A 26,618-nucleotide genomic window follows, 5' to 3' on the forward strand; every position below is an offset into this window, starting at 1 on the left:
GCTCCATTGGCGGCACCATGAAGCTCATTCCCGCCCTTCTGTTTGTCTCGTCGTCCCTTTTTGCCGCCGAACCGATCGTTGTGAAACTCTGGCCCGGAGGTGCACCAGAACAGCCCGGGGTGAAGATCGAAGCCGAGAAAGAAGTGCCAAAAAAATCGGCAGACGATGTGCAGCGCATCACAAACGTGACCGATCCCATGATCACGGTTTTCAAACCAGAGAAACCAAACGGCACGGCGGTTATGGTGTGTCCTGGCGGCGGCTACGGCATTCTCGCTTATGAACACGAAGGCTCGCAGGTGTGTGATTTTCTCAAACAGCATGGTGTCACTGGCATTCTGCTCAAATACCGTGTGCCGAAGCGTGATCCCAAGGACCCAGGCCGCGAGGCATTGCAGGATGCACAGCGTGCGATGGGGATCATTCGCCATCACGCAGCCGAGTGGGGGCTCAAACCGGACCGCATCGGCATTCTCGGCTTTTCCGCTGGTGGACACCTGACCGTGATGACGGCGCTGCATGCGAATGTGCGGACTTACACGACGGATCCTGCGCTTGATGTCGAGGACGCGACACCGAATTTTGCCATCCCCGTTTACCCAGCCTATCTTGTCAGCAAGGATGACATCATGCATTTGCTGCCAGGTTTTGAAGTCACTGCCAAATCGCCGCCGATGTGCTTCGTTCATGCCAATGATGATCCGTGGCCGGCCAGCGCGAGCGCATTGCTCTATCTTGAGTATAAAAAGCTCAACATCCCCAGCGAGCTGCACATTTACGCCAAAGGAGGCCACGGTTTTGGCATGCGTAAAAGCGGCGGACCTGTGAATGACTGGCCAAACCGCGTGGCGGAGTGGATGAAGTCGATGGGATACATTCCGTGATCCCTTCATCTGTGTGGTGGCTTGCGCGCCGAAACGGATTATGTTGAGATTGCGCCTGCATGAAGACACGCAAAGCCCGAACCAAAGCCCCGTCGGCTGCAGCGAGTGAGCTGCTGGCTCAAGATTCCCACCGCATTGTGGTGGAGGACCTGACGGAGATTATTTGTCGCTTTCTTCCGGATGGCACCCTCACCTATGTTAATGAAGTTTACTGCCGCTTCTTTGGCAAGACACTTGAGCAGCTGATCGGCCAGCGATGGCAGCCTGGCGCAGTGGCCGAAGACCTGCGGCTGATCGAGGAAAGGCTGCGGATGCTTTCACCGAAGACTCCGGTCGTCACCATAGAGAACCGGGTTTATGACGGCAAAGGGCGTGTGCGGTGGATGGAGTTTGTCAATCGTGCCATCTTCGATGATCAGGGGCAGCTGAAGCAGATGCAGTCTGTCGGACGGGACATCACGGAGCGTGTGCTGGCGGAACAGCGTCTGCAGGAGGGGGAGCAACGCTGGAAGTTTGCCCTCGAGAGTTCAGGTTTTGGAGTTTGGGACTGGGATCTGACGCGCGATACCATCTTCCGATCCAGCCAGTTCAAGGTGATGCTCGGCTATAGTGCAGATGAGCCAATCCCGGACGCTGGCCTTGGCTGGCAGGTAATGGTGCATCCCGAAGATCTGCCGGGAACCGAACTGGCGGTGAATGATCATCTGATGCAGCGGACTGACGACTTCGCCCGGGAGTTTCGCATGCGTTGCAAGGATGGTTCGTGGAAATGGGTGATGGGCCGCGGCAAGGTCATTCGCCGTGATGATCAGCAGCGAGCCTTGCGCATGACGGGGACGCTTGAAGACATCTCCCGCCGCAAGGCAGCCGAGGAGCGCGAGGAGCATAATTTGCAGTTGATCGTGGAGGGGGCGCCGTGCACCGCCGTGCTGGAAGCTATTTTGCGCAGCGTTGAGGCAGGGCATCCCGGCATGCGCTGCAGTGTGATGCTGGCTGATGAAACCGGCACGAGGCTGCGTTTGCAAGCCGCACCCACTCTGCCCGAATATGTGAAAAAGGCACTGGATGGAACTCCCATTGCACCAGACATTGGCATCTGCGGCGTGGCCACCTTCAGTGGCAAGCGGGTGATTTGTCCGGATGTGATGGCCGATCCACGGTTGGAGCCATTTCATAAACTGGCTGAGAAGGCCAGGTTGCTGGCCTGCTGGTCTGAGCCGGTGGTGAGTGGTGCCGGGCAGGTGCTGGGGGCCTTCGCCTGCTATCGCCGTGAGGTTCACACGCCGGATCAGCAGGAAATCCAGGCAATAACTGCCGCTGCGCGTCTTGCCGCGCTGACCATTGAACGTGAAGAACGCAAGCTGGCGCTGCAGGTCAGCGAGGAGCGGTATGCGCGTGCCATGCGTGCCACGACAGACGGCTTGTGGGAGTGGAACGTTTTGACGGGTGAAACCTATCTCTCACCGCGCTGGAAGCAGATGCTTGGATTCGAGGAAACTGATCAGCTTGGCAAGGACCAGGAGTCGTTCATGTCCCGGTTGCACCCGGAGGACTGGCCGCGAGTGCAAGCGGCACGAAAGGCGCACTTTGAAAAGCGTGTGCCTTATCAGGTGGAACTTCGATTGTGCAACAAGAACGGCGAATATCGCTGGTTTCTCACCCGGGGGGAAGCCGACTGGAATGAGCGAGGAGAGGCGGTGCGCATGACCGGCACCATCTCAGACATAGCAGACCGCAAACTGGCGGAGCAGGCGCTGCTGGCCAGCGAACAGCGTTTTCGTGCCGTGTTTGAGCAGGCCGCAGTTGGTGTTGCTGAAATGGACACCACCACGGGACGCTTTCTCAGCGTGAACCAGCGCATTTGTGAGATCAATCAACGCTCACGCGACGAGATGCTGAAGCTGACGTTCAGTGATTTGACCTTGCCGGAGGATTTGCCGAAATCCTTGCAGCGCATGGAGGAATTGAAGGCAGGAAAGATTCGCAGCTATAACCTCGAGAAACGAAACCTGCTGCCAGACGGCACCCTGAAGTGGGTGAATCTGACCGTTGCACCGATGTGGCTTCCCGGCGAGCCCGCCTTGCGTCATGTCGCTGTCGTTGAAGACATCACAGAGCGCAAACGCGTGGAGCTAGATTATCGCCGTGAGCTGGCCTACAACCAGGCGCTGGTGGGCCACACCTCCGCCTTCATCGTTGTGCTCGATCTGGCCGGACGCTTCGTGCACGCCAATGCATCCTTCAGCGACACCATGGGCTACAACAAGAAGCAGGTGATCGGTAAAACCCCCTGGGAGATCGGTCTCATGGATGCAGCGGAGACAGCGCTCTCCAAGGAGCGCTTCGCGCGTCTGCTGCGCGGAGAGAAAAATCCGCCCACCGATTCACGCTTGCGCACGAAGGATGGGGAGTGGCGCAGCGTCGAACTGCGCAGCATCGCCACCTGCAAACCGGACGGAACCCTGGACCGCATCGTGGTCACGGGAACCGACATGACGGAACGCAATCGTCTGCAGCAGGAGGTTCTGCGGGTGGTGGAGCAGGAGCAGGCTCGCGTGGGACATGATCTGCATGATGGCGTGGGCCAGACCATGACTGGCATTGTTTCACTGCTGGAAGCATTGGAGGCAGACCTGGATGGCGAGCCCAGGCAGCAGGCTCAGCGCATTCATGAACTCCTGCGCCAGTCCGTTTCTGAAGTTCGCCGCATGTCACACGGTCTCTCGCCCACCAGCGTCAAGTACCGGGGTCTCGTAGGTGCGCTGCAATTGCTTGCCGAAACTGTGCGCACCAATTTCCGCACGCCATGCTTGTGCGATGTGGACGCCGGCATCGCGATTCAAAACAACGATATTGAGGCTCATCTTTTCCGCATTGCGCAGGAGGCGGTCAACAATGCCCTGCGCCATGGCAAGCCCTCGGAAGTGAAACTGTCCCTGCAGCACGTGAGCCAGACCGAGTGTGAGCTGCGAATCGAAGACGACGGCGCCGGACTGAAAAAGACCAAAGGTGGTCAGCACAACGGCATCGGCGTGCGGGTGATGGATTACCGCGCCAACCTCATCGGGGCGCGGCTAACGATCAAGGCCAAGCCCCGGCGGGGCGTCATCGTGACCTGCCGCTTTCCCTACGAGCCAGGCAAGAAGAAGAGGTGATGCTTATTCGTCAGTCATCAGCAGGAGGAAGGCGGTAACGAAAACAGGCACGCAGTCTCAACACCGCGTGCCTGTTTCGTGATGAGCGTGAATACTGGCTGGATCAGTGCTTCAGCAGCCACTCAGTCGAGCGCGGATTGAAGTCACCCAGCTGTTCCCAGTGGAAGGCGTGGCCGGCATTGTCGTAGAGGTGCAGTTCGGCGCCGGGGATGGCGGCGGCGACTTCCTTGCCCATCCACTGAGGGGTGAAGGTGTCGTCTTTGCCGCCGATGACGAGCGTGGGACACTTCACGTTTTTGAGTTCGTTGAGGGTGTTGTGCGTCATCGCGGCGGCACTTTGCGCCTCGGTGGCGTGCAGGGGCTGTGGCGCAGGATTGGTGGCGGCGTCTTTGAGGCCCTGCTGCATGTTGTTCCAGCAGTCATCGTTGTCGAACCACGGCTTGGTGAAGATGAGCATCTGAATCCACTGCATGAAGTCCTCAGGACGCATGGTCGCCTTGGCTTTCATGAGGTGCTGCCAGGTGTAGAGACCGAAGCGATCTTGCCGGGCCCAGGTGCACATGAGGATCATGCTCTTCACCTTCTCGGGGTGGCGCAGGGCGAGCTGCTGGGCAATGACTGAGCCGAGCGAGCAGCCCACGACACGGGCCTGCTTGATGCCAAGCTTGTCCATGAGGCCGGCGTAGTCGTCGGCCATCATGGCGGTGGTGTAGGGGCCGGCGGGCTTGTCTGTTTCGCCCACGCCGCGGTTGTCACCGAGGATGCAGCGGAAGTGCTTTTCCCATGCCTGGGCATGCGCGTCCCACACGCCTCCGGGAGCGGTGACGCCCATGATGCAGACGAGCGGTTCGCCGCTGCCGCGTTCTTGATAAAACATCTTGATTCCGTTGGTTTCGACGTGGGGCATAAGAGTGAAGTTGTCGTTTGGATGGTTCGCTGTTCGCAGCTCAGGCCGCGAACGGCAAACTGTGAACAGAGATCGGTGAAAGCAACAAGCAACAAGCAAAAATCACCTGCCGCCGCACGAACTTCGCGCATAGTGGGCGCACGCCATGCCTGAAGCTCCAACCGAAACACCGCAACCCTCCGTACCGCCCTGGGAAACGAAAGTTCCGATCACGCGACGCAGCCTGTCACGCAAGCTGGCTTTCTGGTCTGTGGTCGGTGCACTGGTGCTGGCGATGGTCTACGCCTTGCAGCCGCGGGCGGTGGAAGTTGAGACTGGAGTGGTTCATCAGGGACCGTTGACGGTGTATGTGTCCGAGGAAGGCAAGACGCGCATTCGCAACCGCCACATCGTCGCGGCACCCGTCGCGGGCAGCATGCAGCGCGTGACTTTGAAAGCGGGAGATGCGGTAAAAGCGGGGGAAACAGTGCTCACACGCATCGAACCGACGCTTTCACCATTGCTGGATGCTCGGGCACGATCCCAGGCACAGGCACGCGTTGATGCGGCAACTGCCACCCGCAGCCGGGCCAACGAAGACATCGAAATGTCACGCACGGCTCTGAAATACGCCCAGGCGAACTGGGACCGCATCAAGAACAATACTGACAAGGGAACCGTCAGCGACACCGACCGCGATACCTTTGAGCGTGAGGCAGAAATGAAAATGCGTGAAGTTCGTTCGGCCGAGTTTGCCCTCCAAGTGGCCGATTTTGAACTGGTGCAGGCCAAGGCGGCGCTGCAGCAGATCGACAAACCAAGCGCAGGCGGTGTATTCATCGAAGTGCGTGCTCCGGTCAGCGGCGTTGTGCTGCGGGTGCAGCAGGAGAGCGCGACGATTGTGGCTCCGGGTGCGCCCATTTTGGAAATCGGTGACCCCACGGATTTGGAAATCGAGGCGGAAATCCTCTCACGAGATGCTGTGACGATCAAACCGGGGGCGCTTGTCACGGTGGAGCAGTGGGGGGGCGATGAACCGGCAAAAGCCCGTGTGCGCCGTGTGGAACCCGCGGCATTCACCAAGGTGTCCGCGCTGGGTGTGGAAGAGCAGCGAGTGCTGGTCCTGAGTGATTTTACGGATCAGACACCCGCATTGAAAGCACTGGGAGACCGCTACCGCGTGGAAGTGCGTGTGGCCGTATGGCACAGCGATGACACCCTGCTGGTGCCGGCTGGAGCGCTGTTCCGCGAGGGCAGCGAGTGGAAGACCTTTGTTTTTGATGCCGGCAGCGCCAAGGCTGTTGTGGTCAAGGCCGGACGCACTGACGGTAAACTTACCCAGGTGCTGGCGGGTCTCAAAAAAGGGGATGAAGTGCTGATGCACCCGCCGGATACCGTGCGGGATGGCACAAGTGTGGTGAAGCGCGCAGAGGTGAAATAAAAAAGCGGCCTCTTTCGAGGCCGCCTTGGAAGTGCTGACGGGCTGTTTTTTAGACTTTCCAGCCGGCGCGGTATTCGCGGGTGAGCCACTTGGGATCGCCGCCGCTCACGAAGGTGTGTTCGGTTGGATTCCACTTGATGTTGGCGCCGTACCAGTAGCCAAAGTTCATGAGGTGGCAGGCAATGGCGCTGCTTGCTCCCACGCCGGCGTGGCAGATGGGCTGCTTGCGGCTCTTCATGCAGGCGACGAAGTCGGCGATCTGATCCTTGCTCTCGTAGAGTGAGACCTTCTTGTCCTTGAGGAAGTCACGTTCGGCGAGGGCGACTTCGCGATCGACGGAAGTGCCTGCGGATTGATCTTTGCCGTGGAAGGCGTGGACTTCTTTGCCGCCGAGGCTGAGGGCAAATTTGCCGCGTCCGACGTTCACCTCGCCCTCGGTGCCGTGGAAGGTACAGCCGTGGCTGCCTTCTGCGTGAGTGAGCACCGTACCGCTGGCGTAGATGAGCTGCGCACCGCGCTTGGCGTTTTGGTAGTCGGCGGGCGCTTTGACCTCAACCGGACCGTTTTCATCCATGCCAAGGCCCCACTGGGCGATGTCGATGTGGTGCGCGCCCCAGTCGGTGATCATGCCGCCGCCGAATTCGCGGGTCTTGCGCCAGTTGGGGAAGGTTGTGCTTTCGCCGATGGGGCAGAGCTCGTGGTTGAAGGGCACGAGCGGAGCCGGGCCGCACCACATGTCCCAGTCGAGGCCTGCGGGCGTCGCTTCTTCGGGGTAGGCGTTCGGCTTGGCGGGATCGCCAATGGTGATAGTGACGCGCTCGACCTTGCCGATGACGCCGTTGCGCACGAGTTCGCAGGCGATGCGGAATTCCTTGCTGGAGCGCTGCATGGAGCCGGTCTGAAGCACGCGGTTGTGCTGTTTGACGGTTTCGACAACGGAGACGGCTTCGTGGATGTTATGCGTGAGCGGCTTCTCACAGTATACGTCCTTGCCGTGGCTGAGGGCGCTGTTGGTGATGATGGCGTGCCAGTGGTCCGGTGTGGCGATACACACGGCGTCGATGTCGGTGCGCTCGGTGATCTTGCGGAAGTCGCCAGTGGTCTCGCAGGGCTTGGCGCTGCCGCCGGTCTTCGCGTAGTGGTCATCGACCTTCTTTTTGTAAAGATCGCGGCGCACGTCATACACGTCGCAGACGGCGACGACCTCAATGTCAGGATACTGGAGGAATTTGCTGATGAGGCCGCCCATCTGCTTTCCGAGGCCGATGAAGCCCATGCGGATCTTGCCATTGGCCGATTGCGACCAGACGCGTGAGGGGAGAATGAAGGGAGCTGCCACCGAGGCGGCGGCAACTTTGACGAACTGACGGCGTGAGGATGCGGTTTGCATGGTTGGTGTTGGGTGGGATTTGAGGGTGGAACAGTACTGCGGGTTTGCCAAGTCTCTTGCACATGCCGTTGGCGTGGGTATTCGGCAGGATGGAATTCTCAAAACAGCGTCTTGGGCAGTTGATCGTCGTTTCGGGGCCTTCGGGCACCGGCAAGACGACGCTGTCACGGAAAGTGTGTGATCGCGGCGAGGCGGTCTTTTCCGTTTCCTGCACGACGCGTGCCCCCAGAGCGGGTGAGGTGGATGGGAGGGATTACTTTTTCCTGACCGAGGAGGATTTCTTGGCACGGGTGGAACGAGGGGAGCTGTTTGAGTATGCCCGGGTACATGGACGGCTTTACGGAACCCTAAAGAGCTATGTGTATGAGAATCTCAAACGCGGGGTGGATGTGATCATGGACATCGACGTGCAGGGAGCGATGCAGGTGCGCGCCTGTGAGGACGAACTGGTGAAGCGCTGCCTGCTGGAGATTTTCGTGATGCCACCCAGTCTGGAGGAACTACGCAACCGCCTCTCAGGCCGAGCGACAGAGGATGCCGCGGCGTTTGAACTGCGCATGCAGAACGCAGCTGCGGAGATGGAGCACTGGCGCAAGTATGGCTACGTTCTCGTCAGCGGCACGCGGGAAGACGATGCACGTCGGTTTGATGCCATCCTCGAGGCCGGGCGGATGCGGACAAGCCTGTGGTGATCAGGACGGGATGCCGGCGTCCCTGAGCGCAGGGAACTGACTGCGCCAGTCGTGGAGGACGGCTGGGTCGATCCGGGCGCTAATGACGCGTTCCTGCTCGGCGGCATCGGCGATGATGAGACCGTGGGGATCGACAACGAGGCTGCGACCCGTGTAAGTAAACTCGGGATCGGTACCGCAACGGTTGACGCCAATGACATAGGCCAGGTTTTCGATGGCGCGGGCTTGGAGCAGCGTGATCCAGTGCTGGATGCGTTTCACCGGCCAGGCAGCGATGAAGACAAGTACCTCGGCTCCGGCGCGGATGGCACTGCGGGCCAGTTCTGGAAAGCGCAGATCATAGCAGATGAGCGGGGCGATGCGCAGCCCCTGCCATTCAAAGATGCTGACGTCCGTGCCTGCGAGATGGGCGCGGTCTTCGCCGCCCAGACTGAATGGGTGATTTTTTGTGTAGCGGGCAAGGACGGTGCCGTCCGGGGCGATGGCGAGGGCTTGGTTCATGCCACGACCATCTTCGGAGGAGGTCACCACTCCACCGATGACACAGCTTTGGTATTGCGCGGCCATTTCGCGCAGGAACTGTTCGGTGAGGCCATTCGTTGGCTCGGCAGTGACGGAGAGATTCATGCTGAAGCCAGTGGAAAAGGTCTCCGGCAGGATGATGAGCGATCCTGGCTGCGGACTGGCGCTGGCGATCAACTGGCGCGCCTTGGCGTGATTGGTTGAACGGTCTTCCCAGACGGAATTGATTTGGACGAGGTGGATATTCATAAACGTTCTTTACGGGCACCCGGACGAAGGCGGTCAGTGGATTCAGAATTGCTGCGGGCGCGAACGCCGATGAAGCCGCTGGCGGAAAGAATGGTAAGACCACAGACGATGGCAAAGGTGTCGAACGACATGACCTTGATCATGGCGAAAGCCAGGGAAGGGGCAATGAGGCCGCGCACGCCGGTGAGAAAGGTATGCACGCTCATGTATTCGGCGACGGCGTGTTTGTCAGCGAGTTTGGTGACCCAGAGCGCCCAGGTGACATTGCCACCAGCATTGGCCATGCCCCACAAGGCCATGCCAAAGGTCCACCAGAAGAGGCTGTGGCCAAGGAAGAAACAGAGGATGCCGGCGGCAAAGAAGACGTTCAGCACTGCACGCACAGTGAAGAGGTGGAAGCGGTCATAAACCAGACCCCAGGGATAAGAAAAGACGACGCGGGCCAGCACAGGCACCACCCCGGTGATCCAGGCGACATTGAACTCGCTCAAGTTGATGCCGTGGCGCGGGTTGGCGAGGTATTCGACGAACAGGCATGCGGCAGCGAGATTGCCGATGCCCATCATCATCCATGAGATGAGCAGTGTGCGGAAATCGCGGTCTTCCCTAACCCAGCGCATGGAGCTCCAGAGGCTGGTGCTGGAATTTTCCGGTGCTTCCCACTCGGTGACCGGCAGGCCATAGGTCCAGAAGCCGGAAATGAAGCCGCTGGCAGCGAAGGCCCACAACAGCCAAGTATAGTTAGCAATGTCCCACCCGAGAAGTTTGCCGCCCACAAAACCGAAGCACACCGCTGCCGCCGCTCGTGTGACCCCGGTGACCGCATACAGTTTGCCGCGTTTTTCAGCAGGGTAATTGATGCGGTAGATCTGCGTCAGCAAAGGGATCTGCATGGTCAGGCAGAACAAGCCCAGGCTCAGGCCGCCAATGTAGAGCAGAGGGTTGTGTGGAAACGCCGCTGAAACGGCCATGCAGCCACCGCCCAACAACTGCACTTTGGCCGCTGTGCGCGCGATGGTGCTTTTGGCCCGCAGCAGAAGTGGAACTACAAACAAGCTGGCCACCATGCCCCCACTGGTGGCACTGAGAAAGACGGACTTTGCCACATCGCTCATGTGAAACACCCGCACGGCGATGAGCATGCCGAAGGTGGCGGTCAGGGTGTCGATGACTCCCGAGGGGATCGAGCGCCACAGTTCGTTGCGCAAGGTCCGGGAGGTGATTGCATCGGCTTCGTTCACGCGGGCTATTCGCATGAACAACGATGCGCGTCCAGCACAGAGGCTGGGCGCGCATCAGACTAGAGATTGCAAACAGGCAAGGCGCTGAGGCCTCGCACTGCGCATCACGCGGCTTTCTTGGATTTCTTCGCAGCGGGGGTCTTGGCAGCAGGTGCTTTATCAGCAGTCTTCTTGACCAGTTTTGGCGCAGGCATCGGGACGACGGTCAGCCATTCCTGATAGTGAACCCAGCTGTCACTGCCTTCATCGCGGAGATAATCAGTTTCAGTGAGGATCCCGCGCTTTTGGAAATCGAGGATTTCTTTTTTTGCGAAGGGTCCGAATTCAACGAAGGCGCGGCTGAGGTAGACGAGGTCTTTCATGGTATGTTTTTATTGGTGTTTAGGTTTTGGGGAACTGGGCCGTAACATCACATGAGCTGTGGAACAAGCAGCAATCTTGCCACAGTTCCACAATAAATGGGGCGGGCCAATCTAGAGGTAATTTTTGCTTTATTGAAGGCATGTCTGCTTGCGACACCCACCTCCGGCCTCTAGTTTATATGACAATTAATGATTATTTGCCTCGAATCGTCCATCCTTGGCGGGTACCTTTCCAACGAAGTACCCGGCTTGGTTACAGGTGTGTTTCACCTCGCAGGTCAGAATCAGCCCGTACGAGTGGAATTGGTGGGCAATTTTCTGCGCGATATTGCCGGCTGCAAAGTGGACTTTCACAATCCGCTGCCAAATGCCAATGAAGACCATGTGGATGCCATCTCGGCCATGCAGTACGGATACAGTGGCTTGATGACAGCCTCCTCTCGCGTGCTGAAACTCCCGCGCCGAAGAGCCCAATCTGGCATGGTTTGTACATTACCTGAGCCGCCCGGGCTGAAAAACCTGCTGTTCTTTGAGTGGTTCAATCAGGATCACCAGCGCATCCTGATCCAGTCCTGGCATTTGCAGATGCGTGTCTCATCACCGCGCTGGCAGCTGACCAAGGAGGAAGAGGCCGCCTTGCTGCGACAGAACCGGGCCCGGCGGAAGCATTTCCTGCTGGGGACTAGCCGAAATTCAAAATCAGCCGATGCTTTGCACAGTCCCGGTTTTGACGACCCATTTCAGCCTGCCAAACCAGGCAGCGATCCATTCGCCTCAATTAAAAATGATCCCACCATCGAGCCGCCCCGTCAAACACCCGCCAAAGCGCAGGGGAGCAGCAACCTGAATCCTGTGGCGCGCTCTGCGGCGCTGGCCAAGGAACTGAGGCGTTTTCAAAGCCTGCTTGTTTTCAATGAGGAGGTGCGCACCCGCCCGGCGGTCCTGCGTCTGCTCTCCACGGTGGCAGATCTGGCTGCGCATCTCATCCATGTCCTGCGTCAGTTTGCCCAAGCAGAAAAGGATCAATGGCAGTTTTTGGTGGTCGATCTTGAACAAAGTCTGCCCCTGTTTGCGGCGGCCTTGAATGCGACAGACAAGCTGGTGCAGCAGCATCCCCAAGGTGCTGACATGGAGTGGCTGGCCGGCGTGCAGGCCAGCCTGCTCAACATCGAGCTACGCATGCGTGAACTGCTTGGACTGCTGCGCTGAAGTGAGAGGGGGTTGATCCGCGCTGAGCTTGCGTCTAGCATGCGGCATGCGTCTCTCTCATTATGCCCTGGCTCTCACGATCATTCTGCTCGCCATCACCGGCTATCTGGCCTGGGAGGCACAGGAGGAGGCCAAAGGAGCGCGCAAAGAACTCGAACTAGTGCGCAGGCAGCAGGCAGCCCATGAGATGGCCATGCCGGCGAAACCTGACACGGTGACAGCTTTGCCGCCGCCGCCGGAAGTGCCGGCGACCTCAGTGCCGCCTCTGGCCGGAAGCAACCTGATGCCTGGAACCCCGGCCACGTATGCCTCACCTGCAGCAGCGCCTCTGACTGATCTGCAAAAGCAGCTTTTGGGCATGCCAGCCTTCGCCAAGGTGATTGAAGTACACAATGATCAGGGCTTTGCCGTGATCAGTGCTGGAAAAGACAAACAACTGGCCGGTGGGATGAAATTCGATGTCCGCCGCGGCAATGGACTGGTCGGCCGCGTGATCGTGGGTGAAACCATCGAAGCAGCGGAAGCCGTAGTGGACATCGACAACACGGCCTCGCTTCCAGGTGTTCGCATTGAAGCAGGCGACGAGTTGATTCTGCCGATTCGGAAATAACGATCATCCTAGATGCCCCGCGAACGTCTTGATCTCGCCCTGCTGAAGCTCGGCATTGTGCCTTCACGTGAACAGGCCAAACGCCTTATCATGGCGGGTGAGGTCAGTGTCATGGGCAAGCGCATCACCCATCCGGGCTGGTTGGTCGCTGAGCTCCAGCAGATCGTCGTTCGGGAGCGCCCCAAATTTGTCAGCCGTGGTGGTTTGAAGCTCGAAGGTGCGCTGGTCCATTTTGGAGTTGATGTGACGGGAATGACCGCGCTAGATGTGGGTGCCTCCACGGGGGGATTCACCGATTGCCTGCTGCAGCGCGGTGCGGTGAAGGTCTTCGCCTTCGATGTCGGCACCAATCAACTCGCCTGGAAGCTGCGCAGTGATCCGCGAGTGGTCTCAAGGGAGCAGTTCAATCTTCGGCACATGCGCCGGGAAGATATAGGCCAGGAGGTCGATATCCTGGTGGCTGATCTCTCTTTCATTTCCCTGACCTTGGTCCTGCCTGCGGTGCTGCAGGCGCTGCGTTCGGGTGGGCAGGCCTTGGTTTTGATCAAACCTCAGTTTGAGCTCTCACGGGAGGAGATTGGCAAGGGGGGCATTGTGCGTGAACCAGAACTTCATGCCAAAGCCTGTTCGCGAATTGAGGAGTTTGTGAAGTCGCAGCCAGAACTGGAATGGCGGGGTTTGATTGAGTCCTCCATTCAAGGAACGGAAGGTAATCGCGAGTTTCTGGCTTGGTTTGGCAAGCAGTGATGCACGGAGTCGGTTTTCAAATTAGTGTCGGTCTGCCTTATCGTTATCAATTGTGAGACGCGTATATGACCCTTTTACCGAAATTTGACACTTTAAGGTTGCATCTTTGCAATAATTATCACAATTTACCATCATAAATACAGGCAGCCATGAAAAACCACGCGCACATATCCAAGCAATGCCGAGCTTGTTCGGCGTTCAGTCTTTTTGAGGTCCTGATGTCTATCGCCATTATTGGAGTGATGGTCGGAATGGTGGTCCCGATGCTGGGTCAGAATGATGCCGCTTATGCAGCGCGTGATCGCCGCAATGCGCAGGAGCTGTGCTCTACTTGCATGATGGCGCAGGCAGCTGACCTGAACTTTGTGCAGGATGAGAGTGTGATCGATACCGTGCGTGCCATTGTGCGCGGTGGCATGTCGGTGCGCGGGGCGATGCGTGGTCGGGTCTTTGTGGTTCCTGGTCTCAGTGATGAAGACATCCAAGGGGCCGCGAAATACCTTCGGGTGCAAGATGGTCAACTGCTTTACACCACAACAGCATCTCCACCTGGAGATCAGCACTTGTAATCAATGGGGCAGCAGGATCGGAATCACGATGCTGCCTTCAGTGAAAGTGTCCTGTTGCTCAAATCTGCCAGAGAACTAGGGGATGTTTTTGTCGCAAGCTGAGCAATAGGCAGTCTTGATTTGCCATGTGTTTTACCTTGCCTGCGGCCGTCGTTTCCACCAGCATGCGGGCTTCATGAATTCTGCATTCGTCAAAAAGAACTGGTATTTCTTCACCCCGGCCGTGATCATCCTTATCCCGGCATTGATGGTTGTTTTTTGCACCGTCAAATACGGTTATTCTGTTCCTGACTCCATCAATGCGGTGTTCCATATCGGCTCCACCGGCACGCGCTACTCCATGGGGTTCTCGGAAAGAAATTTCTCGCTGGTGAGGCCCGGCATGGATGGCAGGACTGTTTATAACACGATCAGAAACCCCATGGAAGGCAATGATCCCAGCGCTGATGTTGCCAACTGGCGTTACAGCCTGCCAGCCAGCGGTGCAGGGTATTATCATGAGCGCACCATTGTTTTCGTGAAGGATAAAAATGGTGTTCCCCGGGTCAAACAGCGCATCAGTCGTTTTCATGCGGCGAATTGATTCCTGCACGAAACAGGCGAAAGTGACGCATACTCTTGCATGAACCATTGTACGCCATTGCTGCTCAAAGCTTGTCTGGTCTTGCCGCTGCTATTGCTGGCAGCGTGTGAAAATTCTGGCCACATCAAGGGGCTGCCCAAAGACCTGCCGGTTATCAATCTGCATGGGTCGCCGGACACGCCGCCACACAGTTTGGGGCATGCAGATTATCCATTTGCGGCCAACGGTGACTACAAAAGTGACTGGGCTGCCGAGGGCGGGCAGGGGGCTGGCATGGACTACTCCTCCTGGCGCTCCTCTCATGGCGGTTCCTCTTCCCGCAGTTCCTCCAAGAAAAAATCCTCCTCCAAATCCAAATCCGGCGGCAAGAACTCCGGGAGCAAGAGCACCCGCAAAGGTGGCTCATACACCATCAAAAGCGGTGACAGCCTGGGGGCCATCGCCCGCAGGAACGGCACCACGGTGGCGAAACTCAAGGCTGCAAACGGGCTGTCTTCCGACAAGATCCGCGCGGGCAGAACGCTTAAAATTCCCTAGCGGTTGTGAACGCTCACCCCTCACGCATCGCTGCTTTCTGTCTGGCGTTGTTCGTGGGAGGAGAGGTGGCTGCTGTGGCAGAGGAGCGGCTGCGTTTTTCCACAGTGGTGATTGATGCTGGCCATGGCGGCAAAGACGGCGGCTCCGTCTGGAATGGGTTGATCGAAAAAAAGCTCTGTCTAGATGTCGCGAAACGTGTTGAAACGGCGCTGAAATCAAGAGGCCTGAAAACCGTCATGACGCGGCGCACGGACACTTTTGTGGAACTCGAGCGGCGGGCGCGGATCGCCAATCGCGTCCGCTCGTCAGTTTTTGTCAGCATTCATTTCAATGGCAGCCGCAAAACCATCATCTCGGGTGGGGAGGTGTATTACCGCAGCCCGCGCGGCAAACGGATCGCCACAGCCATCAGCCGTTCGATCAAAAGCAAGGTCACCGGTGGCACTCGCGGTATTTTTCATGGCAATTATAAAGTGCTGCGTGAGACCGAGATGCCTGCCGTGCTTGTCGAATGCGGCTATCTCAGCAACAAGCGCGAGGCCTTGCGCTGTGCGGATCCTGCTCACCGCCAGAAACTTGCCGATGCAATCGTCAGCGGACTTCTGGCCGCCAGACGAAAATAGTGAAGCCCGGCTTTCATTTCTTTTGAAAGTTCACTTTAGCGAGGCATCTGCACGGCATTTGACGAACCCCCTGCCGTGGTGGATGGAATGAGGTAGATTCCATGTCAGCCCCAGCCCTCAGCGCCAGCAATCCTGTTTTTCCGTTTCACCTCGTGCGGGCAGACTTGGAACGCGTGGAAACGGCCATCCTCGAACAAGCACGTGCATTTGATCCCGGTGTCGAAGGTTACGTGAGTTATGTCTGCAAAACTTCGGGGAAGCGCATCCGCCCTGCTTTGGCCGTGCTCGCCGGCGGCGCCACGGGAGGCACTCACGAAGGGCACACGCGCCTTTCCGTCATTCTCGAGCTCGTCCACATTGCCTCCCTTGTTCATGACGACATCATGGATGGTGCGGACATTCGCCGCGCCCAGCCCACCGCCGTCGCCAAATGGGGCAGCAGTCTCAGCGTCCTGCTGGGGGACAGCCTCTTCGCCTACGCGCTTGAACTCGCCACCGAGTTTGAAGACACGCATGTCTGCCGCACCATCGCCCGAGCCTCACGTGATGTCTGTACGGGCGAAATCCTGCAAACCCAGCGCCGCTTCGATTTCAATCTCTCCGTCACCGATTATCTCAAGATGATCGAGATGAAGACCGCCGCGCTCTTCGCCGCCGCCAGTGAACTCGGCGCCCGTCTCAATCAGCAGCCCGACTCCGTGCAGGCCGCATTGAAGGACTACGGCCTCAAACTCGGCACTGCCTACCAGATCTACGACGACTGCCTCGACATCGTCGGTGACGAAAAAACGGTGGGCAAAACGCTTCGTACCGACCTCGCACGTGGCAAGCTCACACTGCCCATCCTTTACCTCCTCGAAGGAGCCACCGATGCGCAGAAGCAAAAGCTCAACCGCATGCTGCTCAAAGGCGAGCCCATGGACACCACCATTCTTGCCGGCATCGCCGACTACGAAGGGGCCGTCGAGCGCGCCGTCAAGTTTGCGCAAAACATGCTGGTCGAAGCCCGCGCCGATTTGGTCTGCCTTAATGCCTCGCCGCACAAACAGGCGCTCGAAGACATCGTTGGTTATCTGCACAGCCTGCTGGACCAGTGCCGCGCGCTTCATTGAGTTTTTATTTTAAGTCGTGTGAAGTGAGCGCTGATTCATGAGTCGAATCCACGACATCCCGGAAAACGACCGCCCGCGTGAGCGTCTGCTTCGTCTGGGTCCTCAGGCTCTTTCAGACGCGGAACTTCTGGCTCTCTTCATCAACACGGGCACGAAGGGTGAAAACGCCCTTCAGATCGGTCAGCGCATCCTGCGAGACTACAAATCCCTGCGTGACCTCTCCCGCCTGGAGCCGGCCATCTTGAGAAAGATCAAAGCCCTTGGTCCTGCGAAAACCGCCCTGCTCGCCGCTGCTTTTGAGCTGGGCCGCCGCTCTGCACAGGAGCCATCGCATACGGAGGTCATCCTCGATCGTCCGCAGCGCATTTACGACTACATCGGCCCCGAGATGCAGGCCCTCGGCCACGAGTCAGTCCGCATTATTTTGCTCAACACAAAGCTTGCCGTCATGCGCAGTGAGGAGGCTTTCAAAGGCAGCTTGAACGAATGCGTCGCTCATCCGCGCGATCTGCTGCGGAAAGTGCTCATCCATAACGCCTACGCTTTCGTTCTCGTTCACAATCACCCTTCCGGGGATCCCACCCCGAGCGAGGCCGACCGCCGCATCACTCGCCGACTCCGTGAAGCTTCCGAAGCCACTGGGCTTTTTCTCCAGGACCACCTCATCATCGGCACACCTGCTGAATCACGCCCGCTGCCTTACTTCAGCTTCAAGGAGCACGGGATGCTTTAATGCTGCTGGTGGAGGTCACCACTTGTTCGCCTGGATCACGTCCTTCTCCCCCTTGAGATAGTTCACGAGATTCAGTGTGGCGCGCATGGCCTGGCGGGGCACGCTTTCGTAAGTGCGTGAACCGATGTGGGGCGTGATGAGGGCCTTGGGGTGCTTGAGCAGCGGGTGATCAGCAGGTGGGGGCTCTTCGTCGAGCACATCAGTTGCATAGCCGCCGACTTTGCCGGCATCCAGCGCGGCGATCATGTCGGCCATGTGGACGAGTTCGGCGCGCGAGGTGTTCACGACGAGCAGTTCGGGCTTCGCCAGTTTCAAGCGTTCGGCGTTGATCAGGTTTCGGGTGCTCTCACTCAGGTTCGCGTGCAGGCTCAGCACGTCGATGTGGGGGAGCATCGTTTCAATTTCCTCATGCTGGGTGATGCCGTGAACGTCTGCGAAAGCCTTGGGCCAGTACTGCGGCAGATCCATGGCGTGAATGTTCATGCCGAAGGCGGTGGCGCGTTTCGCCACCTCCTGGCCGATGCGGCCCAGGCCGACGATGCCGATGGTCTTGTTCCAGATTTCGTGGCCGGTGACACGCTTCCACTGGCCGTTGCGGACGGAGTTGGCGGAATCGACGAGATTGCGCACCATGGCGAGCAGCAGGCAGAAGGTGTGCTCGGCCACGGTGGTGTGGTTCACGCCCGGGGTAAAGAGCACGGGCAGCTTTTTCTCTGTGCAGGCAGCCACGTCGATTTTGTCCAAACCGATACCGTATTTCGAGATCACCCGCAGGCGGGGCAGGGACTTGTCCAAAACGGCGCGGGTGATTTCGTCGTCACCGCAGAGAAAGGCGTCAAATTCGCCCGCGAGCTCCAGCATGCGTTTCTCCGGCAGGGGGCCGCGTTCACGGTGTACTTCGTAGCCTTGCGCGGCGAGCAGTTCGTGGTGGTCGCCGGGGGTGTCCTGATAGCTGGTAGTGGTGAGAAGGATGCGCATGGCTGGAATTCAGATTGCAGATGACGGTTTGCGGAATGAGAGGGTGATCATGGGACAAGACGAAATCGAGCGCAACATGGGCGTGCAGCCTCTGGACGGGATCATGACCGAGCATGAACTGGGAAATCACGCCCTGGTGGCAGCCAGTACGGAGCCAATGACCCACAAAGCCGTGCAGCGCGCCCGCAAAGGCCGCCGCCTGACCAAGCACATGAAACAGCGCATGGCCGATGCCCTCAATCTCCTGATGAAGCAGAAGGGCGTGGAGATCGAGCGCCCGTGGGTGGTGAAGGATTTGTTCACGTATTGAAGTGGCAAAACGGATAGTCACAGGTGCATCCCCCGGCTTGCCGGGGTGATTTCATCACGCTAGCATCCGCCTACCATGTCCGAAGCCATCGCCAACCGCCGTTTCGTCACCGCTGCCGAAAAAATCGACTACCTCTCCCCGTGGACGCTGGAGGAATGGATCTGCCGCAGCGACATCGTGAACAACGAGCACCTCATGATGGTGCGGGCCAACATGGAGCCGGGGCGCAGCCACCCTTTCCACTCGCACCCCACCCGGGAGGAGATGATCTACATTATTTCGGGCAAGGCCGAACAATGGGTCGGCCAGCAGAAGAAAATCCTCGGTCCCGGTGACACGGCCTTCATTCCCATGGGCGAAATCCATGGTACCTGGAACGTGGGCGATGAAATGCTCGTCTTTCTGGCCATTCTTTCTCCGGCCAAGGCGGATGAGCCCGGTTTGGTGGATCACAGTGAAGAAGAGCCTTGGAAGTCCTTGCGGAAGTAGCCCCGTGGCTATTCAGCGCGCAGTTGCTTGCGCAGATCGTTGATGCCGTCGCGAATGGCAAAGAGTTCGGCTCGGAAGTCGTTGAGCAAATCTTGCCGGTCCTTCCATTCGGGGGCCTCCATCAGTTCGTTTAATGCAGCTAAGGCGTCGTTGGCCCAGTTGAGGCAACGGCGTAGAATCGCGAGCGTGTGGCCGGTTTGGAATGAGCCGCCAAAATCCTGCGTGCCAAGTGCTCCAGCCAGCTTGCCACTGATGTTCATCGAGTTGCGGATGAAACGGTCGAGCGCTGTGCTGCCATCGCTCTCTGCGGCGTTTTCAGCGCGTTCCTCTTTGATCTCGGTCAGAAGTCGCAGGACGAAAGCATGGGCCATGGTTTGCAGCGGGTGGGTTTCACGCTCGCTCTCTTCTTCCAGGTAGTCGGGGAAGGCTTGGTCATCGAGTTCCATCTCGATCCCGTCCAATTCTGGCATGCCATCATGGCCTTCCTTCCAGTTTTCACCCTTGTCATCGTTGTCTCCTCGTTCGCGTCCGCGGCTGCCGTCCAGCATGTGATCCCAGCCCATGACAAAGGCGATGCGGTCATCATGCAGGCCATCGATACCGTATTTTTCGATGGCTTCCATGTTTGCATCGGTGAGGCGATCAGACTGCTTGAGTGAGTCTTCCCAGGATTCTTCACTGGCATCGAATTCCTCATCGTCGTCATCCTCCCTCGGTTCGGGGCGCTGGATGATGCCGGCCAGCCATTCGCGCATGGCTTGCAGGTTGCTCATTTTTTGCGCTTCCTCCTCCGCCTCGTCCATTTCCCAGACCCATGCGGAGATGCTGACCTCAAAATCCGTGCCCTCGATGAATACACGCCCGTTTTCCTCGGAGAACCATTCGATGTAGAGCGCATTGGCGCTCTCGAGCTCCTCTTTGTGGGAAGTGGTGATATCGCCGACATGGCCCTTTTGCTTCGGCTGTAAGGCCGAGGCGGGCCCAGGCGAGGGGGTGGGATTGGTGAAAGTTATTTTGCAGCCGGCGACGTCGCGCCAGGCATTTCCTCTCAGGTCAATGATGACGGGATCTTCCCGACCGACCAGCCACAGCTTGCCACGCACGTTGTCGCGGGTGGTGTTGTCGATTTCGCCGCGGATGACGGCAGTGTCGAGACGCAGGGCCATGGGAGCATGAGAGAGCGGGCATGGCGGGAGTGTCAAGGCTAAGGCATGGCTTGACTCTCCCCTCTGGCTCGCTTGAGATTGCCTGTCCGCGCCATGGAACTGATCTCGATCGTCGAAGCTCTTCTTTTTGCCACCCAGGAGCCCCTGGGTGTGCCGCAGATGTGTGCCGCCGTCAAAGAGACGGCCAAGGACATTTGTGATGCCGCCAGCGAGCCGCTTGCCGAAGGCAGTCCGATCCAGATCCCGGAGTGGGTGGCCCCATTGGCGGCTACAACAGAGGAGCAGGTGCGTGCGAGTTTGGATGAACTGATCGCCCGCTACGCCGCGGAAAAGCATGCCTTCACCCTCGTCGAGCGTGCAAACGGCTGGCGAATCGCCGCCCGTGGCGAGTATGCCGAGTGGTGCCGCGCGCTTTATCCCGGTAAAAAAGTGCAGCGCCTGAGCCAGCCAGCACTGGAGACACTCGCCATTGTGGCCTACCGCCAGCCAATTACAAAAGCCGGCATCGAAGCGGTTCGCGGTGTATCGGTGGATGCGATGGTGCAACAGCTCATCGACCGCGGTTTGATGAAAATCGAAGGCCGGGCCGATCTGCCTGGCCGTCCGCTGTTGTATGGCACCACGGAGGCTTTCCTTGACCATTTCGGCGTGCGCAGTCTCGATGACATGCCCAACGCTTCCGAGCTTCGCCGTGTGAAACTGCCGACCGCCGAAGAAAGTGCGGCGGCTGCCGAGCACCCGCAGGAGCATCAGCTCTCCCTGGCTCCCGTCACGCCTGCGGCGGACGAGTCCTAACCCTCTTTTCTCCTGCGGTCCATGTCCCTCGAAGAAGTCCGCCACAAGATCGATAGCATCGATCAGCAGCTGCTGCGTTTGCTCAACGAGCGCGCCGAACTGGTGCACGCTGTTGGCGAGATCAAGCGCAAGGACGACCTCGACATCTATGTGCCGGGCCGCGAAGACAAACTGCTGCGCAAACTGGCGGAGATCAACCGTGCGCAAAACGGCCGTCTCACTGAGCGGGCGATCCGTGCGATCTACCGCGAAATCATGAGCGCAGCGCTCGCTTTGGAGGACAGCCTCAAAATCGCCTACCTCGGCCCCACGGGCTCCTGGACGCATCAGGCGGCGGTGAACAAGTTTGGCCACTGCGTCGAATACCTCGCTGAAGCCAGCACCGAAGGAGTCTTTGGCCGAGTGGCCGCGCAGACCGCCGACTACGGCGTGCTGCCCATTGAGCATTCGACGGAAGGCGCAGTGCATCACACGCTGGACCATCTGGCAGACAGCACGCTGCAGATCTACGCCGAAATTTTGTGGAAGGCCGATGCCGCCGTCATGGCTCAGGGGCCGAACAGCACCATCACTGAAATCCATGGCCGGGCGCAGATGCTCGCCCATTGTCGTCCCTGGCTCATGCAGAGCTTCCCTGGCGCACAATTGATCGAGTCAGCGAGTTCCAGTGCTGCAGCCACGCTCGCGGCGCAGAATCCCACTGTAGCCGCTCTCGGCACGCCCTTGAGTGCTGAACTGCACGATCTGCGCGTCATCGCCACGTCACCGCGTGAGTACGCCACGCAAACGCGCTTCATCATTCTCGGTCGCCGTTCGGGTCCCCCTTCCGGCAATGACAACACCATGCTCATGATCCATTCCAAGGATCGCGTGGGAGCGCTCATGGAAGTCCTGCAGGTCTTTGCCTCACGCAACGTCAACGTCCGCCAGATCGAGAATCGCCCCACCACCAGCGGCACCCAGGCCCGCTTCTTCCTCGAAATCAGCGGTCATCATTCCGATGCTACGCTCCAGCAGGCCATCACAGCTCTCGAAGTCGAAGGCATCGCAGTCCAGGTGAAGATCCTTGGCAGCTATCCGGCTCCGGGCTGGGTGGAGGAGAGGTGATGATGCCGCACGGCTGTTTCCCTTGACATTGTATTTTGAATTTCATCGGTCTCTTGGCAGGGAGGCGTTCATCCAGTTGCCTTCAAGCCACTCCCGGCTTCCTTCTGCCTTGATGCGTTTGATCTCGCTCTTGCTTCTTTTAACGCTGTCGCTGGGTGCTGAAGACACGGTGCCGTCTGCGCCTTGGACGTTTGCTGACTATGAGCGATTTAATCCTGCCACTTTTCGCCTGTATGCACCTGCGATGAGGGTGATGGATCATGCCAAGATGGATGTTGGCCTGCTCAACGCGGCGATTTTCTTTGCCACCAACGCGGAGCGGGAGAAGCAAAAGTTGCCGATTTTCCAAACTTCACGTGCGCTGACGGCATGTGCCTATGAGCACTCGCGAGACATGGCCTTGGAGAATTTCTTTTCTCACGAGAATCCGAATGATCCCTCCAAACGCACCGCCTGGCAGCGCATGGAGGCCAAGGGCCTGAAAAGTGGCGAGCGTGCTGAAAACATCGCCATGCGCACCACGAACGGCCTCACTTACCTCGCCTTTGCGGATGAGATGGTGAAGTTGTGGATGAACTCTCCGGGCCACCGGGTAAACATTCTGAACCGCAATCTCCTGTTTTTAGGCTGCGGCACACATGCCTGCACCTGTCCGAAATTTCATGTCTATGCCACGCAGAACTTCGCATCGGTGATTCCCTGAAGATCATGGGCGCTCCGCCGAATCAGGAGGTTAGGGGGACAAAGAATGACCTGTTGCTTACGACAGGCGTCTCAGCGGCAGCGAACGACCCGAAAGCCGACATGCGCTGCTGGGAGATATCCTGGCAGGCTGAAACGACTCGCGCAGCGAGCTTCAGCGGCCGTATGCCGCCAGCTGCCACCTCTGACGACGCAGTTTTGGCCCTTGTCAGGACCATGGGGATTATTGAGCTGCGGCTCTGAGGTGCCGTAGTTTGAATCGTAGAAATCCCAGCACCACTCGGACACATTGCCAGCCATGTCATGCAGGCCGAATCCGTTGGGCTGAAAACTGCCAACAACGGCGGTGTAGGGTTTGCTGCTCATCAGAGCAGGGGCTGTTCCTTCACGCTGACTTTTGTCATACTCAATAAGGGGTGATCCATGATAGTTGGCGTGCTCATGCGTGATTTCATTGCCCAAGGGAAAACGTTTGTCTGCGAGGCCACCACGGGCTGCAAACTCCCATTCTGCCTCCGTCGGCAGGCGGTAACCATTGGCCTCCCAGTTGACATGCTGGTTGCCGATGTCCACCCTGCCTTTGCGTGCGATGTGCTTCTTGGTGGTTGCGGTATAATAGCAAGGAGTGAGGCCTTCTTTTTCGCTTAAAGCGTTGCACCACTTCACCACATCTCCCCAGGATATGCCGTAGACAGGGTGATTGTGTCCTTTACCATTGCCCGCAAGGAGATCTGGATAGCCATGGTCCCGCCCCCAAATCATAACGCTGTCCCATAGCTCCAAGGTGACTTCGTGTTTGGCAATCATGAACGGTGCCAGAGTGACCTGGTGAGGCCGTGCATCCTTCAATTCACCCAGTGGGTCGCCCATGGAGAAACTTCCACCCTTGAGCGCCACTAGTTCGACCTCGGAGGGGACTTTGAATTTTGCCATCATGAACGGTGCCAGAATGACCTGATGAGGCCGTGCATCCTTCAATTCACCCAGTGGGTTCCCCTTGGAGCAGCTCCCCCCCTTCAGCGTCACTAGTTCGGTTCCGGATTTCATCGCTGACGAGGATGCGAGATCCTGGCTTGGAAGTTCAGGCCGAGATTCAGGGAGTCGATGACTGAGGCCGAGAACGTAGCCTAGAGCGGCGGCCATGAGGAAGCCTGCTGCAATGAACCATTTTTGAAAAGGCTGCACGCGCCGATTGCGCTGCGAGGGACGGCTGTAGAACGGCCTCTCATTGCTCCATGTCACCTCGGCCGGCGCATGGGTCGCACGTGCTTGTTGGCCGTCTTCAGCCAGACCTGGCCGATGACGTGCCCTGTTCCTCAGCCATCCGGAATCACCCACTTTTTGGGGCGAAAAAGGAATAGCGGCATCGTCACGAAATAACATAGGGACTCTGGAGCGGCCTGTGAAAACGTCTGATCAGGATTTCTCAGTACAGGCAAAGTTGAATACAAATATTCTTGTCCTCCAAACGCATTGTCATGCGTGGTCCGGAGCAAAATGAGAGGATGAGTCAATGGTGCTGACATTTCCAGAAGGAAAGCAGCCGCAGATCACAGTTGAATCAATATTCAGATGGAGGTGCCTCGGCTTTCTTGAAAAGACGATTCAGCAAGCCACCCAGCGCTGCCATCACACCCGGCCTAAAGCACCGAGCACTTTTGCGACGGTGTTTTCGACACTGAGGCCGTGTTTTTTGCGGAGGACCGAGGGGGTGCCGTGCTCGATGAACTGGTCGGGCCAGCCGATGCGGACGACAGGAGTATGAATGCCTGCGTCGCTGAGCTGTTCGATGACGCCGGTGCCGAATCCATTGCGCAGGACGTGGTCCTCAAGGGTGCAGACAACCTTCACTTTTCTAGCGAAGGATGAGATGCAGTCCATGTCGAGGGGCTTGATCCAGCGTGGATTGATGAGGGCGACAGAGAGGCCTTTGGCTTCGAGTTCAATTTTAGCGGCTTCAGCGATGGGGAACATATCACCAAGGGCGATGAGGGCGACATCGTTGCCGTCGGCAACGACTTCGGCCTTGCCGATTTCGAGGCGGACCGGCTTGTCCTTGGGCATGATGCCAGGGCCATTGCCACGCGGGTAGCGGATGGCGATGGGACCGCTTTCATAACATGCCATGGTCCAGAGCATGTCCACAAACTCGTCTTCATTGCGCGGCTGCATGTGGACGATGCCGGGGACGCCCCGGAGGTAGGCGATGTCGAAAAGCCCATGGTGCGTGGGGCCGTCATCGCCGCTGAGTCCGCCACGATCCATGCAGAGGCGCACGGGGAGATTTTGGACTGCCATGTCATGCACGATCATGTCGAACGCGCGCTGCATAAAGGTGGAGTAAATGGTAAGGAAGGGCTTCAGCCCCCGGGTGGCAAGTCCGCAGGCAAAAAGCGCGGCATGCTCTTCGGCGATGCCCACGTCGAAATAGCGCTCAGGGATTTCCTTTTTGAAGACGCTCAATCCAGTGCCGCCGGGCATGGCTCCGGTGATGGCGACGATGCTCTTGTCGGCCTTGGCGAAGTCAGTGACACTGCGGGCGAAGACCTGGGAGTAGGTGGGCTTGTCGCTGGTCGGAGTTTCTCCAGTCTCAATGGTGTACTTACCAAGACCGTGGAACTTGCCCGGATCGTTGAGGGCAGGGGTGTAGCCACGGCCTTTCTCGGTGATGATGTGCAGGATCACCGGTTCGTCCTGAGTCTTGAGGAACTCGAAGGTCTGGATGAGCAGTGGGATGTTGTGTCCATCGATCGGGCCGTAGTAGCGGATGCCGAATTCGTCAAAGAGCGAGCTGCGATTGGACGGGGTCTGGCTCTGCGGGAGCAGAATATTCTTGGCGTGGTCCTCGACCTTCTTGGCGATGCGGCGTGCGTCTTCACCGAGGACGAACTCAAGCAGTTTGCCGGCTTTCTGATGCAGGTTCGCGTACGCAGGGTGCGTGGCGATGGAATTAAAGTATTTCGCAATCGCACCGACGTTACGATCAATGGACCACTCGTTGTCGTTCAGCACAACAATGAGGCGCTTGGTGTGCGCAGCGACGTTGTTCATCGCTTCAAACACCGGACCGCAGGTGAACGCGGCGTCTCCGGCCACGCAGATGACGTTTTCGTCCGTTCCGCAAAGGTCACGCCCCGTGGCCATGCCGAGGGCGGCGGAGAGGGCGGTGCCAGCGTGGCCTGCACCATAGCAGTCGTGTTCGCTTTCAGTGCGAAGGAGGAAGCCGTTCAGGCCGTCATGCTGGCGGATGGTGTGAATACGGTCCCAGCGGCCGGTGAGCATTTTGTGTACATAGCCCTGGTGCGCCACATCGAAGACGAAGCGGTCCTTGGGGGTGTCGAACACCCGATGCAGGGCGATGCTAAGCTCCACGACACCAAGATTTGGGCCGAGGTGGCCGCCGGTCTGGCTGAGGGTCTCGATGAGCGTCTGGCGAATTTTCTCCGCAAGTTCGGGCAGTTTCTCCAGCGGCAGGGCTTTGAGGTCGGCAGGGGAGTTGATGGCAGGCAGTTGGGTATCCACAGGT

At 58.4% G+C, this 26,618-nt stretch carries 27 protein-coding genes; 18 read left to right on the plus strand and 9 right to left on the minus strand.

The window, feature by feature from the left end:
• Nucleotides 1–17: 17 nt before the first annotated feature.
• Nucleotides 18–884: an alpha/beta hydrolase gene (locus tag AC3RLQ_RS29480; protein ID WP_493032352.1), complete on the plus strand. Its 867-nt coding sequence runs from the start codon at nt 18–20 to the stop codon at nt 882–884.
• 59 nt (nt 885–943) lie between these two features.
• Complete coding sequence (locus AC3RLQ_RS29485; protein ID WP_493032354.1) at nt 944–4,039, plus strand: PAS domain S-box protein; 3,096 nt, start codon at nt 944–946, stop codon at nt 4,037–4,039.
• 103 nt (nt 4,040–4,142) lie between these two features.
• Here the strand turns inward: AC3RLQ_RS29485 and AC3RLQ_RS29490 are convergent, their stop codons facing one another.
• Nucleotides 4,143–4,946, minus strand: coding sequence for an alpha/beta fold hydrolase (locus AC3RLQ_RS29490; protein WP_422316702.1), 804 nt, complete (start codon nt 4,944–4,946; stop codon nt 4,143–4,145).
• A gap of 145 nt (nt 4,947–5,091) precedes the next feature.
• Here AC3RLQ_RS29490 and AC3RLQ_RS29495 point away from each other — a divergent pair, with 145 nt between their 5' ends.
• Nucleotides 5,092–6,366 (plus strand): efflux RND transporter periplasmic adaptor subunit, encoded by a 1,275-nt coding sequence (locus AC3RLQ_RS29495; protein WP_493032356.1) that lies wholly within the window; start codon nt 5,092–5,094, stop codon nt 6,364–6,366.
• Nucleotides 6,367–6,415: 49 nt separating this feature from the next.
• Here the strand turns inward: AC3RLQ_RS29495 and AC3RLQ_RS29500 are convergent, their stop codons facing one another.
• Nucleotides 6,416–7,756: a Gfo/Idh/MocA family protein gene (locus AC3RLQ_RS29500; RefSeq protein ID WP_493032358.1), complete on the minus strand. Its 1,341-nt coding sequence runs from the start codon at nt 7,754–7,756 to the stop codon at nt 6,416–6,418.
• 89 nt (nt 7,757–7,845) lie between these two features.
• On the opposite strand from AC3RLQ_RS29500, the gene gmk reads away from it, so the two are divergent.
• Complete coding sequence (gmk, locus tag AC3RLQ_RS29505; protein ID WP_493032359.1) at nt 7,846–8,448, plus strand: guanylate kinase; 603 nt, start codon at nt 7,846–7,848, stop codon at nt 8,446–8,448.
• On the opposite strand, the gene AC3RLQ_RS29510 is transcribed toward gmk, so the two are convergent.
• From AC3RLQ_RS29510 to AC3RLQ_RS29520, 3 genes are all read right to left on the minus strand, one after another.
• Nucleotides 8,449–9,219: a carbon-nitrogen family hydrolase gene (locus AC3RLQ_RS29510; protein WP_493032361.1), complete on the minus strand. Its 771-nt coding sequence runs from the start codon at nt 9,217–9,219 to the stop codon at nt 8,449–8,451.
• Entirely contained in the window at nt 9,216–10,475 is a 1,260-nt protein-coding gene (locus AC3RLQ_RS29515; RefSeq protein ID WP_493032363.1) for an MFS transporter, read from the minus strand. The genes AC3RLQ_RS29510 and AC3RLQ_RS29515 overlap by 4 nt, the downstream gene beginning before the upstream one ends.
• A gap of 89 nt (nt 10,476–10,564) precedes the next feature.
• Nucleotides 10,565–10,822: a hypothetical protein gene (locus tag AC3RLQ_RS29520; protein ID WP_493032364.1), complete on the minus strand. Its 258-nt coding sequence runs from the start codon at nt 10,820–10,822 to the stop codon at nt 10,565–10,567.
• 189 nt (nt 10,823–11,011) lie between these two features.
• Between AC3RLQ_RS29520 and AC3RLQ_RS29525 the strand changes: the two genes are divergently transcribed.
• The 9 genes from AC3RLQ_RS29525 (at nt 11,012) to radC (ending at nt 17,545) form a co-directional block, all read left to right on the plus strand.
• Nucleotides 11,012–12,031 carry a hypothetical protein gene (locus AC3RLQ_RS29525; RefSeq protein ID WP_493032369.1) on the plus strand — a complete coding sequence of 340 codons (1,020 nt, stop codon included), beginning with the start codon at nt 11,012–11,014 and terminating at the stop codon, nt 12,029–12,031.
• A 46-nt stretch (nt 12,032–12,077) separates the two neighbouring features.
• Complete coding sequence (locus AC3RLQ_RS29530; protein WP_493032371.1) at nt 12,078–12,641, plus strand: hypothetical protein; 564 nt, start codon at nt 12,078–12,080, stop codon at nt 12,639–12,641.
• Between the two features lie 12 nt (nt 12,642–12,653).
• Nucleotides 12,654–13,388: a TlyA family RNA methyltransferase gene (locus AC3RLQ_RS29535; RefSeq protein WP_493032373.1), complete on the plus strand. Its 735-nt coding sequence runs from the start codon at nt 12,654–12,656 to the stop codon at nt 13,386–13,388.
• A 149-nt stretch (nt 13,389–13,537) separates the two neighbouring features.
• Nucleotides 13,538–13,957 (plus strand): type II secretion system protein, encoded by a 420-nt coding sequence (locus AC3RLQ_RS29540; protein ID WP_493032375.1) that lies wholly within the window; start codon nt 13,538–13,540, stop codon nt 13,955–13,957.
• 127 nt (nt 13,958–14,084) lie between these two features.
• Entirely contained in the window at nt 14,085–14,540 is a 456-nt protein-coding gene (locus AC3RLQ_RS29545; protein WP_493032377.1) for a hypothetical protein, read from the plus strand.
• A 39-nt stretch (nt 14,541–14,579) separates the two neighbouring features.
• Complete coding sequence (locus AC3RLQ_RS29550) at nt 14,580–15,077, plus strand: LysM peptidoglycan-binding domain-containing protein (protein WP_493032379.1); 498 nt, start codon at nt 14,580–14,582, stop codon at nt 15,075–15,077.
• A gap of 5 nt (nt 15,078–15,082) precedes the next feature.
• Nucleotides 15,083–15,700, plus strand: coding sequence for an N-acetylmuramoyl-L-alanine amidase family protein (locus AC3RLQ_RS29555; RefSeq protein WP_493032381.1), 618 nt, complete (start codon nt 15,083–15,085; stop codon nt 15,698–15,700).
• Between the two features lie 101 nt (nt 15,701–15,801).
• Entirely contained in the window at nt 15,802–16,812 is a 1,011-nt protein-coding gene (locus tag AC3RLQ_RS29560; RefSeq protein WP_493032383.1) for a polyprenyl synthetase family protein, read from the plus strand.
• 37 nt (nt 16,813–16,849) lie between these two features.
• Complete coding sequence (gene radC, locus AC3RLQ_RS29565) at nt 16,850–17,545, plus strand: RadC family protein (protein ID WP_493032385.1); 696 nt, start codon at nt 16,850–16,852, stop codon at nt 17,543–17,545.
• Between the two features lie 15 nt (nt 17,546–17,560).
• On the opposite strand, the gene AC3RLQ_RS29570 is transcribed toward radC, so the two are convergent.
• Nucleotides 17,561–18,523: a phosphoglycerate dehydrogenase gene (locus AC3RLQ_RS29570; RefSeq protein ID WP_493032387.1), complete on the minus strand. Its 963-nt coding sequence runs from the start codon at nt 18,521–18,523 to the stop codon at nt 17,561–17,563.
• 49 nt (nt 18,524–18,572) lie between these two features.
• Between AC3RLQ_RS29570 and AC3RLQ_RS29575 the strand changes: the two genes are divergently transcribed.
• Both AC3RLQ_RS29575 and AC3RLQ_RS29580 read left to right on the plus strand, forming a co-directional pair.
• Nucleotides 18,573–18,833, plus strand: coding sequence for a hypothetical protein (locus tag AC3RLQ_RS29575; protein ID WP_461527338.1), 261 nt, complete (start codon nt 18,573–18,575; stop codon nt 18,831–18,833).
• Between the two features lie 75 nt (nt 18,834–18,908).
• Nucleotides 18,909–19,322: a cupin domain-containing protein gene (locus tag AC3RLQ_RS29580; RefSeq protein WP_493032390.1), complete on the plus strand. Its 414-nt coding sequence runs from the start codon at nt 18,909–18,911 to the stop codon at nt 19,320–19,322.
• Between the two features lie 8 nt (nt 19,323–19,330).
• Here AC3RLQ_RS29580 and AC3RLQ_RS29585 read toward each other — a convergent pair whose 3' ends face one another.
• On the minus strand, nt 19,331–20,488 hold the full coding sequence (locus AC3RLQ_RS29585) for a hypothetical protein (RefSeq protein WP_493032392.1): 1,158 nt from the start codon (nt 20,486–20,488) through the stop codon (nt 19,331–19,333).
• Nucleotides 20,489–20,581: 93 nt separating this feature from the next.
• Between AC3RLQ_RS29585 and scpB the strand changes: the two genes are divergently transcribed.
• The 3 genes from scpB to AC3RLQ_RS29600 all read left to right on the plus strand — a co-directional run bounded on the left by scpB (nt 20,582) and on the right by AC3RLQ_RS29600 (nt 23,093).
• Nucleotides 20,582–21,283, plus strand: a complete 702-nt coding sequence (gene scpB, locus AC3RLQ_RS29590; RefSeq protein ID WP_422315979.1) for an SMC-Scp complex subunit ScpB — start codon at nt 20,582–20,584, stop codon at nt 21,281–21,283.
• A gap of 21 nt (nt 21,284–21,304) precedes the next feature.
• The gene (gene pheA / locus AC3RLQ_RS29595; RefSeq protein WP_493032394.1) at nt 21,305–22,390 is read left to right on the plus strand and encodes a chorismate mutase; all 1,086 of its coding nucleotides are present in this window, start codon (nt 21,305–21,307) and stop codon (nt 22,388–22,390) included.
• A 130-nt stretch (nt 22,391–22,520) separates the two neighbouring features.
• Nucleotides 22,521–23,093, plus strand: a complete 573-nt coding sequence (locus AC3RLQ_RS29600; protein ID WP_493032396.1) for a CAP domain-containing protein — start codon at nt 22,521–22,523, stop codon at nt 23,091–23,093.
• A 71-nt stretch (nt 23,094–23,164) separates the two neighbouring features.
• Here AC3RLQ_RS29600 and AC3RLQ_RS29605 read toward each other — a convergent pair whose 3' ends face one another.
• Complete coding sequence (locus AC3RLQ_RS29605; RefSeq protein WP_493032399.1) at nt 23,165–24,139, minus strand: formylglycine-generating enzyme family protein; 975 nt, start codon at nt 24,137–24,139, stop codon at nt 23,165–23,167.
• Between the two features lie 582 nt (nt 24,140–24,721).
• Complete coding sequence (gene dxs, locus AC3RLQ_RS29610; RefSeq protein ID WP_493032401.1) at nt 24,722–26,614, minus strand: 1-deoxy-D-xylulose-5-phosphate synthase; 1,893 nt, start codon at nt 26,612–26,614, stop codon at nt 24,722–24,724.
• Nucleotides 26,615–26,618 lie beyond the last annotated feature (4 nt).

The sequence above is a fragment of the Prosthecobacter sp. GW821-HT29F12 genome, from assembly GCF_058803405.1.